The organism is uncultured Salinisphaera sp., from assembly GCF_964012375.1.
GTDB lineage: Bacteria > Pseudomonadota > Gammaproteobacteria > Nevskiales > Salinisphaeraceae > Salinisphaera.
In genome coordinates, this window is sequence record NZ_CAXGSH010000048.1 from 18043 (window position 1) to 29051 (window position 11009).

Genomic DNA, 11009 nt, shown 5'->3' on the forward strand with positions numbered 1-11009 from the left:
CGGGTTACCGAGGGGCGCTTTCATTGACTGGGATCTGATGATCGCGCTTAGCGACGCAGACCCAGCTCGCTGATCAGAGCCTTGTAACGCGACGCATCGCGACGCTTGATGTAATCAAGCAGCTTGCGGCGCTGGTTGACCATTTTCAGCAGCCCGCGACGGGAATGATGGTCGCCCTTGTGCGCGTTGAAATGATCACCCAGCTGGGTGATGCGGGTGGTCAGCAACGCAACCTGTACTTCCGGGGAACCGGTATCGCCGGTGCCACGGCTGTACTTGTTGATGACTTCGGCTTTTTCTTCGGTCGACAGGGCCATGTTTACTCCTGAATAACAATACAAACACCGCAGCCCCGCCTGGCTGGAGCAACCCGGCCTTTTCCAAACAGCAAGCCGGGAAGAGATCGTAACCTCTCATCCCAACGAAACGGTTTGGAAAAAGCCCGTGCGCTCCGGTCACCGGGCGGCAGCCGCATGTGCCGCGAGGCGCATATTCTATCGGCTTGGCGCCACGCTGTACAACCGGTTTCGCGCGATCCCGTGCGGCGTGGGCCGGCGCAGCGCGAAGGTCTGGGCTGCGCGCTATCGCTGCGGCCGAGCAAACAACCGCTTGGGGGCGAGCATGCCGCGTTCATCGATATAGCCCAGGCCGAGGATCTGGCCCAGATCATCACAGATACACAGAGTCTGCGACGCGTCGACAGCGGCGGGACATTCCACCGCACGCCCATGGTTCATGGCCGCCGCGCTGGACTGATCGAGCACCACCTGCGGCCAATCCGCCACCGCTACCGACAGCGGCAGCAGCCATTGGTCGAGCGATTCGCCCGCCGCGGCGCGATCTTCGATATCGGCGAGCGCCGTCATGCCCAGTTCCGTGCCCAAGCGGCCGATCGCCGTGCGATGCAGGCTGCCGACATGGGCGACGCCCTGCCAGGTCGCCGCGATGTCCTCGACCAGCGTTCGGATATAGGTACCGCTGGAGACACGCGTCTCCAACGTAAAGCTGTGCGCATCGCAGTCGATGAGTTCGATCGCGTGGACGGTTATATCGCGCGGTTCACGCTCGACCGTCTCGCCGGCCCGTGCGTGCTCGTAGAGGCGCTTTCCGTCCTTCTTGAGAGCGGAGTACATGGGCGGAATCTGCTGCTGCGGGCCGATAAAGCCCGCCAGAATCGATTCCAGCGCGCCGCGATCCGGCATGGCGACGTCGCTGCGCGCCACGATGTCGCCCTCGCGATCGCCGGTCGCCGTCTGGGCCCCGTGCAATGCGGTCACGCGATAGGTCTTGTCGGCCGCCAGAAGATAGGACGACACCTTGGTCGCCTCGCCCAGGCATACGGGCAGAAGGCCACTCGCCAACGGGTCGAGGCTGCCGGTATGGCCGGCCTTGCGAGCATCGAAGGCACGACGCACGCGTTGCAGGGCTGCGTTGGAAGAACAACCGACAGGCTTGTCGAGCAGCACGACGCCGTCGATATCCTGCCCGCGCTTACGACGCCCCATGCGCCTCGCTATCGTCGGCGGCGCTGTCGTCGTCGGCCAACGGGTCGCCGTGGCGACGATCTTCGGCCACCGCCGAATTGATGACTTCGCGCATATGCTGGGCATCGCGCTCGGTGGTGTCTTCGATAAATCGCAGTTCGGGCATCAGGCGCAAACGCAGCCGCTTGCCGAGCGCACGCTTGAGAAAACCGCGCGCCGCGTTGAGCCCTTCGATCGCCTTGCTCGACTCTTCCGGCGGCGCCGTGACGTCGAAGCTGCCGACGAACACCTTGGCATACGCCAGATCCGGCGAGACTTCGACCGAGGTGATCGCCACCAGCCGCACGCGCGGATCCTTGACCTCGGTGGTGATCAATATGCCGAGCTCGCGTTTAAGCTCCTCGGCCACCCGATGCTTGCGAGAGAATTCGCGTGCCATGTCGGCGCCTCTGCGCGGCCGGCCTAGGCCGGCTCCGCCGTCTGCACCGCGCGCTGGACTTCCGTGCGCTCGTAGACTTCGATCTGGTCACCGGGCTTGATGTCGTTGTAGTTCTTGACACCAATACCGCACTCGGTACCGGCCGGCACGCGGTTGACGTCGTCCTTGTGGCGGCGCAGCGATTCGAGCTCGCCTTCGTAGACCACCACGTTGTCGCGCAGCACGCGAATCGGCTGGCCACGCACCACGTTGCCGTCGGCAACCAGGCAGCCCGCGATCGCGCCCAGCTTGGAGGAACGGAACACATCCCGCACTTCCGCCAGGCCGATGATCTCTTCGCGCACTTCCGTGCCCAGCAGGCCGCTGACCGCGTCGGTGACGTCCTGAATCGCTTCGTAGATGACGCTGTAATAGCGCACGTCCACGCCCGACTCCTGGATCACCTTGCGGGCCTTGGCATCGGCACGCACGTTGAAGCCGATGATGATCGCCTTCGACGCCAGAGCCAGTTCCACATCGGATTCGCTGATACCGCCCACGCCGCTCGAAATGATGCGGATCTTGACCTCTTCCGAGGGGATCTTGCCCAGCGACTCGACCAGTGCTTCCACACTGCCCTGCACGTCGCCCTTGATGAGCAGGTTGAGATCCTTGGTTTCCGAGGGGCCGTTCTCGCCAATCGCAGAAAACACTTCTTCCAGGCGTGCGGCCTGTTGCTGGGCCAGCTTGTTCTCGCGTTCGCGCTCGTCGCGCTGCGAGGCAATTTCCTTGGCCCGCTTCTCGTTGGCCACCACGAACGCATCGTCGCCGGCTTCCGGCGTGCCGGACAGCCCCAGCACCTCGACCGGAATAGACGGCCCGGCGGATTTCACCTGCTCGCCCAGCTCGTTGAACATGGCACGAACACGACCGAAATGCGGGCCGGCCAGGATGGCGTCACCACGCTTGAGGGTGCCGGCCTTCACCAGAATGGTGGCGACCGGGCCACGACCCTTCTCCAGGCTGGACTCGATGACCGTGCCACGGGCCGGCACGTCGATCGGCGCCTTGAATTCGGCCACCTCGGCCTGCAGCAGGATGGCGTCGAGCAGATCGTCAATGCCTTCACCGGTATGCGAGGACACCGGTACCACCATGGTATCGCCGCCCCAGTCCTCCGGGATGATGTCTTCAGCCGACAGGCCACTCTTGACCTTGTCGATATCGGCCGCCTGTACGTCCATTTTGGTGACCGCGACCACGATCGGCACGCCGGCCGCGCGCGCATGCTGGATGGATTCCTTGGTCTGCGGCATCACGCCGTCGTCGGCGGCCACGATCAGAATCGCGATATCGGTAATCTCGGCACCGCGAGCACGCATGCGGGTGAACGCCGCGTGGCCCGGGGTATCGATAAAGGTGATCGCGCCCTTGTCGTGCTTCACGTGATAGGCGCCGATGTGCTGGGTAATGCCGCCGGCTTCACCGGCCTGCACCTTGGTACGACGGATATAGTCGAGCAGCGAGGTCTTGCCGTGGTCGACGTGACCCATGATGGTCACGACCGGCGCGCGGGTAACGCCTTCGACTTCGTTCTCCTCGGCACGTACTTCGTCGATCAGCGTTTCTTCCGCCGTCTCGGACTTGACCGGCTTCGGATTGTGGCCCATCTCCTCGACCAGCAGATACGCCGTATCCTGGTCGACGGTCTGGTTGATGGTGGCCATCACGCCCAGCTTCATCATGCGCTTAAGCAGATCACCGCCCTTGACGGCCATGCGCTGGGCCAGCTCGGACACGGTGATGAGCTCGGGAATCTCGACGTCCCGAACTACCGGGGCGGTCGGACGCTCGAAGCCGTGTTCGGTGGCAACGTTAACCTTGCTGGCACTACGGGTAACCCGCTTCTTCTTGCTCTTGCGCCGCCCTTCCTTGCCTTCGGCGACGTGCAATTCCTTGCGCTTGCCGCGATTCTTCTCGCGGTCGACGTCTTCCTGGGTGCGACCATGGCTTTCCGCGGCGCGGCGCAGATTTTCCTGGGCACGCGAGCGCGCGTCGTCGACCTTGACGGTACGCTTGGCGCGTTCCTTGTCGAGCGCTTCGCGATCGGCCTTTTCCTTGGCCTCCCGCTGGGCATTGATCTCGGCTTCGCGCTTGGCGCGTTCCTCGGCCTGCTGACGCAGCGCCTCTTCCTGCTCGCGCTGGGCCTTGGCCTCGGCCTCGGCGCGCTCCGCTTCTTCGCGGCGCGCCTGTTCCGCGGCTTCCTGTGCGACGCGATCCTGTTCTGCCTTTTCGGCTTCTACGCGCGCCTGCTGTTCGGCGTCCTGAGCTGGCGTCTGTTCCGGCGCCGCTTCAGGCTGCTGTTCTTGCCGATAGGTCCGGCGCTTGCGTACTTCCACGCTGACCGTACGACCCGAGGTCGCGCCACGGCCGGTGTTGACCTTGAGTTCCGAGGTCGACCGCCGACGCGACGAGACACCGCTCTTGCGAGTACCGAGTTTTCCACCCGACCGAGACGCGCCGCCGCTTTCACGAAGATGCCGCAGCAACTTGAGCTTGTCGTCGTCGCTGATGCCGTCGCTCTCCGTAGAAGCGGAGACACCGGCTTCGGCCAAGCGCGTGATCAGTCGCTCCACCGGAATACCGACTTCCGATGCCAGCTGTTTGACTGTCGTTTGCGCCATATTCTGCTTACTCCATGGGGCCCGCGCTGGTGCGTTGCCGCGCCGGGCGTCCGTTTGTTCAGGACAATTCTATTCGGCGTCGGCCTGCTCGTCAGCAAACCAGTGCGCCCGCGCAGCCATGATCAGCTTGCCGGCCGTTGCCTCATCCATTTCGACCATCTCGACGAGTTCGTCCGCGCCGAGTTCGGCGAGGTCGTCGCGCGAGAGGATACCGTTTTCGCCCAGGCGGGCGGCAAGTTCCTCGTCTACGCCGTCGACTTCGTAAAGGTCGTCGTCGACCTCGGCCCCGCCTTCCACGCTGGAAATCGCCTTGGACAGCAGGTAATCGCGGGCGCGATTGCGCAGCTCCTCGCCGATATCCTCGTCGAACTCCTCGATCTCGGCCAGCTCTTCGAGGGGCACGTAGGCGATTTCCTCGGTGGTCGTAAAGCCTTCCTGGACCAGAATGACGGCGACCTCGTCGTCGACGTCGAGCTGCTCGCGAAACATCGTCTGCAACGCTTCGCCTTCGGCCTCGCTCTTCGCATCCGCGTCTTCCACGGTCATGACGTTGAGCTTCCAGCCGGTCAGCTCCGAGGCAAGCCTAATGTTCTGACCACCGCGACCGATCGCCTTGGCCAGCACGTCTTCGGCGACCGCCAGATCCATGCTGCCCGAGTCTTCGTCGAGCACGATGGATTCGACTTCCGCCGGCGCCATCGCGTTGATGACGAACTGTGCCGGATTCTCGTTCCACATGATGATATCGATACGCTCGCCAGCCAGCTCGTTCGACACGCTTTGTACGCGCGAACCCCGCATGCCGACGCAGGCACCGACCGGGTCGATACGGCGATCCTTGGCCTGGACCGAAATCTTGGCGCGCAGGCCCGGATCACGCGCGCCACCGCGCAGCTCAATCAGGCCTTGGCCGATTTCCGGCACTTCCAGCTTGAACAGTTCGAGCAGGAATTCAGGCTTGGTACGGGACACGAAAAGCTGGGGGCCGCGCTGTTCGGGGCGCACGTCGTAAAGATAGCCGCGCACGCGATCACCCGGGCGCATCGGCTCGCGCGGGATCATCTGATCGCGCGGGATAATCGCCTCGGCGTTACCACCGAGGTCCAGGATCACGGCGCCGCGCTCCATGCGCTTGACCAGCCCGGTAATCAGCTCGCCCACGCGATGCTTGTATTGATCGACAATCTGGGCCCGCTCGGCCTCGCGCACTTTCTGCACGATGACCTGTTTTGCGGCCTGGGCTGCGATACGCCCGAACTCGACCGACTCCATCGGCTCTTCGATGAACTCGCCGGGCTGGATGTCGGGATAGTTCTCGCGGGCGGTTTCGAGCGAGATCTCGCGATCCGGCGCTTCGATGAATACCGGCTCGCCGTCTTCGCCCTCGGCGCCCGGCTCGATCACCTGCCAGCGTCGGAACGTTTCGTAGTGACCCGTCTTGCGGTCGACGGCGACCCGCACCGCGATTTCGCCGCCGTGCTTCTTGCGGGTTGCCGAAGAGAGCGCGGCTTCGATCGCCTCGAAGATGATCTCTCGATCGACGCCTTTCTCGTTTGAAACCGCCTCGGCGACCAATAGGACATTCTTGTTCATCGCTGCCACCCGAAATCGTTCGTGTTGCGTTTGACCGGCAAAACCGCTTCGACAAAGCCCCTATTCTTCAAAGACGGGCTCCAGCCGGGCTTTCGCCATATCACCTGTCGCGAGGCTGTATGTCTGGTCGTCACAGCCCAAATCAACCGTGTCGCCGTTGACCGCCAGAATCGTACCGCGCAGCTTTCGCTTGCCGGCGACCGGCGCAAACATATTGACGCGTGCGCGCTCGCCAATGAAGCGGCGAAAATGCTCACCGGTAACGAGCGGCCGATCCAGGCCCGGCGACGACACTTCCAGCTGATACTGGTCACTGCCCTCGTCTTCGACATCCAGCGCCGCGCTCACCTCATGGCTGACTGCCTCGCAGTCTTCCAGTGCGATGCCCTCGGGCGAATCGATATATATACGCAGCACGCGGTTGCGGCCCGCGCCGACCGATTCGAGATGCCAGAGCTCGTAGCCCAGATCGCTGATGATCGGTTCGAGCAGTTCGTGAAGACGTTGCGACATAAAGCGCCAATAAAAAAAGCCCCGCATCGGGGGCTTTTAATCCAACCAAGATGTGGTAGCGGGGGCAGGATTCGAACCTGCGACCTTCGGGTTATGAGCCCGACGAGCTGCCAGACTGCTCCACCCCGCACCCGATGGCGCGAAACTATAATGAATTGGCCTTCATAATGCAAGGCCCTGATTTGTCACTATAGCTTCAAAAAAAATTCACTAGCCGATGCGTAATTTCATACGCCTAAACTAGCGCTGGCTCTCGAATGCACGAAGCACGTCCTGACGGGTAATCATACCAGCGAGACGCCCTTCGAGCATCACCGGCAGCGTCTCCGTCGACGCATCCCGGAGTATCCGAGCGGCACTAACAATACTATCTTCTGCGTCGATTGTCACGACTTTTTTCGACATCAACGCTTCGATAGTCCCCGCAGCGTCGCCATGGTAGCCCGCCTCGAGCGCGATACCGAGCAAATCCTTTTCCGACAGCAACCCCACGATGTTGCCAAGCCGGTCGGTGACCGGCGCGCCCGAGACGCCTTTTTCAAGCAGCAGATGCACCGCACGCAGCGCGTCGGTGTCGGGACGGAAGGTCACCAGGACCTCGCGCATGTAGTCCTTGACGACCAGCGATGGCGCAGACATCAGTGCGACTGCGCCTTGTCGGTCGTCGGGCAGTTGCCGCCCTTGCTGCAGGCACAATCACCGCCACCGACGCCGCCGCAGCTGCCCTTGATTTCGCGCCCGGTCACCATGACCCCGACCGCCATGCCCGCGACGACCAGCGCCATGACAGCGAAAGCCACGAGGGTGAGTATCAGCAACTGTGTCATTTCGACTCCTCGATGTAGGGTTCGAATGCCTTGGAGTAGGCTTCAGTATACGCCGGTGCGTCGCCGCTCACGAATAACGCGGCGAGATCATGTTCATCCGCATAGCGCAGCCCGGCCTTTTCGCCCATGACCAGCAAGGCGGTGGCCATCGCATCGGCGAGGGTGGCGTCTTTTGCGATTACCGTCACGGCCCGCACGTCGTGCGCAACCGGTCGGCCGGTGCGCGGATCGATGGTATGCGAAAAGCGCCGTCCGTCGATTTCGAAATAGTCGCGATAATCGCCCGAGGTGGTCATGCCTGCATCGGCCAGACCAACCACGCGCTCGATTTCCCGCGCACCGGCCTTGGGCTTCTCCACGCCGATACGCCAGGGCGAGCGCCCGGTCTTGTTGCCTTTCGCATACAGCTCCCCGCCCAGCTCGGCGAGATAGCGCTTCGCGCCCAGCTCATCGAGACGTTTGGCCATGAGGTCGACCGTATAGCCCTGCGCCAGCCCGGCAAGGTCGAGGGTTACACCGGCGCCGCGCTTTCTCAGCGCGGGCGGCTGGTCGCGTACTTCGACAAGCCCGAGCCCGGTGTGCTCACGAGCGGCTGCCAGTTCGTCGGCGGTCGGCAGGCGGGTGGGCTCGGTCGCGCCGGCACCGAAGCCCCATACCTTCAGAATAGGCGCCAGGGTGACATCGAAGGCACCATTGGTGTCGCGCCCAAGCGCGAGCGCGCGCCGAGTCAGTTGCGCGAACTCCGGCGATACCGGGACCCATTCGCCCTGGGGCGCGGCGTTGAAGCGTGCGATTTCGGAGTCGTCGCGCCAAGTCGACATCTGCGCGTCGATCTTTTCGATCAACTCGTCCATGGCCGCTTTAACGCGGGCCCTGTCGAGCTCGGCGGGCGGCTGCATGATCGTAACGCTGTAGGTTGTCCCCTGGGCGGGACCACTCACGGCAATCGGTTCGCGCTCTTCGCCGCTGCAAGCTGCAAGAAGAGTCAGCGCGAAAGTTAGCGTCAGCGCCAGCGCCCACGGGCGCGCTCGCCCGCGCCGTCCCGGCGCGCCTGATTCGGAATGAACGATGTTGGCTTGCATATCTTTTCCTTCACGCCCGCGTTCATCTGGATACGCGGAGCAGCTCGCGGGACAACTCTACATTCAGCCAACAAAAACCCCGCGCGGCCAGGCCATACGCGGGGTCGTTGACGGGCGACGGTCGCGAAGCGTTAGCCCCCGAAGTCGTCCAGCATGATGTTTTCCGGCTCGACGCCCAGATCCTCGAGCATGCTGATCACCGACGCATTCATGATGGGCGGGCCGCACAGATAGTACTCGCAGTCTTCCGGCGCGGGATGATCCTTGAGATAGCGCTCGTAGAGGACGTTATGAATGAACCCGGTCTCCCCGGTCCACTCGTCTTCGTCCTTGGCGTCGGACAAGGCGACGGTCCAGGTGAAGTTGTCGTTTTCTTCGGCCAGCGTGTCGAAGTCGTTCACATAGAACATCTCGCGTTTTGAACGCGCGCCGTACCAGAACGACATCTTGCGGTTGGTCTTGAGACGCCCAAGCTGGTCGAAGATGTGGGAACGCATCGGCGCCATACCGGCGCCACCGCCCACGAACACCATTTCCGCGTCGGTATCTTTGGCGAAAAATTCGCCGAACGGCCCGGAAATGAGCACTTCGTCCCCCGGCTTGAGGCCGAAGATGTAGGAACTCATTTCCCCCGGCTTGACGTCCGGGTTGCGCGGCGGCGGCGTGGCGATCCGGACGTTGAGCATGATGATGCCCTCTTCTTCCGGATAGTTTGCCATCGAATAGGCACGCGTCACGGTCTCGTCGACCTTCGATACATAACGCCAGAGGTTATGGGTATCCCAGTCCTCATGAAAGCGCTCGTCGATCACGAAGTCCTTGTAGGCCACTTCGTGCGGCGGACAGGTAATCTGGATATAGCCGCCGGCTCTAAAATTGACGTGCTCGCCCTTGGGTAGTTCGAGCACGAGTTCCTTGATGAAGGTGGCGACGTTATCGTTCGAGCGGACCTTGCACTTCCACTGCTTGACGCCGAAGACTTCCTCCGGAACCTTGATCTTCATGTCCTGCTTGACGGTCACCTGACAGGACAGCCGATCACCCTCGCGCGCTTCGCGCTTGTTGATATGGCTTTCCTCGGTGGGCAGGATCGCGCCGCCGCCTTCGAGCACCTTCACCCGGCACTGCGCACAGGTACCGCCGCCGCCGCAGGCAGACGATACGTAAAGCTTGGAGTCGGCCAGCGCGCCCAGCAGCTTCGTGCCCACGGCGGCCTTGATGGTCTTCTCGCCGTTGATCTCGATATTGACGTTGCCGCTGGCGACCAGCCGCGACTTGGCCAGCAGGATCACCGCCACCAGGAACAACACGACGCCCGTAAACACCCCGACGCCAAGACTGATTTGCGCTACTTCACCCATGAGTTCTCACGTTCTCCGAAGTCGCGTGTCTAGAGCTGAATACCGGAAAAGGCCATGAAGCCCAGCGACATCAAGCCCACCGTAATGAAAGTAATGCCAAGCCCCTGGAGCCCGTCCGGGACGTCCGAATACTTGAGCTTTTCGCGCACGCCGGCCAGCGCGGCGATGGCCAGCGCCCAGCCAATGCCGCTGCCCAGGCCATAGGTGAGACTCTCGCCAAAACCGTAGTCGCGCTCGACCATGAACAGCGAACCGCCCATGATGGCGCAGTTCACCGTAATCAGCGGCAGAAAGATGCCCAGCGCAGCGTAGAGCGCCGGCACGAACCGATCGAGAAACATCTCGAGAATCTGGACCATGGCCGCGATCACGCCGATATAGCTGATCAGACCCAGAAAGCTCAGGTCGGTGTTCGGCAGCCCGGCCCAGGCCAGTGCGCCCTCTTTGAGCAGATGCTGATAGATCAGGTTGTTGACCGGCACGGTCAGACCCTGCACCACGATGACCGCAACGCCGAGCCCGATGGCCGTCGAAATCTTCTTCGACAGGGCCAGAAAGGTACACATACCGAGAAAGAAGGCGAGCGCCAGGTTCTCGATAAAGACCGATTTGATCAGAATGCTGAGATAGTTTTCCACGTCGAATGCCTCGTCGGTCTGCCGCTAGACGACTTCGGTGCGATGCACCTGGTGGATCTGATAGTCCGCTTCTTCGTTCTGCTCGGGCTTCCAGCTGCGCAGCCCCCAGATCAGAAACCCGATAATGAAGAACGCGCTCGGCGGCAGCAGCATGATGCCCAACGGCACATACCAGCCGCCCGCGCTGGCCAGCGGGAGAATCTGATAGCCCAGCAGCGAGCCGGCGCCGAACAGCTCGCGGATCACGCCTACCAGGAGCAGGATCAGGCTGTAGCCGAGCCCGTTGCCCAGGCCATCGAGAAACGCCAGACCCGGCGGCTCCTTCATGGCAAAGGCTTCAGCTCGACCCATGACGATGCAGTTGGTGATGATCAGACCCACGAACACCGACATCGACTTGGCCAGATCG

12 protein-coding genes and 1 tRNA gene are annotated in these 11009 nt (G+C 62.5%); all 13 read right to left on the bottom strand.

Annotated elements, in window-relative coordinates:
- Positions 1-47: 47 nt before the first annotated feature.
- On the bottom strand, positions 48-317 hold the full coding sequence (rpsO, locus tag ABNU97_RS09910; protein ID WP_293627266.1) for a 30S ribosomal protein S15: 270 nt from the start codon (positions 315-317) through the stop codon (positions 48-50).
- A 264-nt stretch (positions 318-581) separates the two neighbouring features.
- The gene (gene truB / locus ABNU97_RS09915; protein ID WP_348766574.1) at positions 582-1505 is read right to left on the bottom strand and encodes a tRNA pseudouridine(55) synthase TruB; all 924 of its coding nucleotides are present in this window, start codon (positions 1503-1505) and stop codon (positions 582-584) included.
- Positions 1492-1923: a 30S ribosome-binding factor RbfA gene (rbfA, locus tag ABNU97_RS09920; protein ID WP_348766575.1), complete on the bottom strand. Its 432-nt coding sequence runs from the start codon at positions 1921-1923 to the stop codon at positions 1492-1494. The genes truB and rbfA overlap by 14 nt, the downstream gene beginning before the upstream one ends.
- A gap of 23 nt (positions 1924-1946) precedes the next feature.
- Positions 1947-4586: a translation initiation factor IF-2 gene (infB, locus tag ABNU97_RS09925; RefSeq protein WP_348766576.1), complete on the bottom strand. Its 2640-nt coding sequence runs from the start codon at positions 4584-4586 to the stop codon at positions 1947-1949.
- A gap of 69 nt (positions 4587-4655) precedes the next feature.
- Positions 4656-6179, bottom strand: a complete 1524-nt coding sequence (gene nusA / locus ABNU97_RS09930; RefSeq protein WP_348766577.1) for a transcription termination factor NusA — start codon at positions 6177-6179, stop codon at positions 4656-4658.
- Positions 6180-6239: 60 nt separating this feature from the next.
- Complete coding sequence (rimP, locus tag ABNU97_RS09935) at positions 6240-6692, bottom strand: ribosome maturation factor RimP (RefSeq protein WP_348766578.1); 453 nt, start codon at positions 6690-6692, stop codon at positions 6240-6242.
- A 53-nt stretch (positions 6693-6745) separates the two neighbouring features.
- Positions 6746-6822: transfer RNA gene (locus ABNU97_RS09940), tRNA-Met, on the bottom strand.
- 110 nt (positions 6823-6932) lie between these two features.
- Positions 6933-7331, bottom strand: coding sequence for a CBS domain-containing protein (locus ABNU97_RS09945; protein WP_348766579.1), 399 nt, complete (start codon positions 7329-7331; stop codon positions 6933-6935).
- Positions 7331-7519, bottom strand: a complete 189-nt coding sequence (locus tag ABNU97_RS09950) for a DUF539 domain-containing protein (RefSeq protein ID WP_348766580.1) — start codon at positions 7517-7519, stop codon at positions 7331-7333. The genes ABNU97_RS09945 and ABNU97_RS09950 overlap by 1 nt, the downstream gene beginning before the upstream one ends.
- Complete coding sequence (locus tag ABNU97_RS09955; protein WP_348766581.1) at positions 7516-8460, bottom strand: FAD:protein FMN transferase; 945 nt, start codon at positions 8458-8460, stop codon at positions 7516-7518. Before ABNU97_RS09955 ends, ABNU97_RS09950 begins: the two co-directional genes overlap by 4 nt.
- A gap of 272 nt (positions 8461-8732) precedes the next feature.
- Positions 8733-9962, bottom strand: coding sequence for an NADH:ubiquinone reductase (Na(+)-transporting) subunit F (gene nqrF, locus ABNU97_RS09960; RefSeq protein WP_348766582.1), 1230 nt, complete (start codon positions 9960-9962; stop codon positions 8733-8735).
- Positions 9963-9991: 29 nt separating this feature from the next.
- Positions 9992-10600 carry an NADH:ubiquinone reductase (Na(+)-transporting) subunit E gene (gene nqrE, locus ABNU97_RS09965; RefSeq protein WP_293627248.1) on the bottom strand — a complete coding sequence of 203 codons (609 nt, stop codon included), beginning with the start codon at positions 10598-10600 and terminating at the stop codon, positions 9992-9994.
- Positions 10601-10624: 24 nt separating this feature from the next.
- Positions 10625-11009, bottom strand: a 385-nt coding sequence (locus ABNU97_RS09970) for an Rnf-Nqr domain containing protein (protein ID WP_348766583.1), incomplete at its 5' end; no start/stop codon positions are given.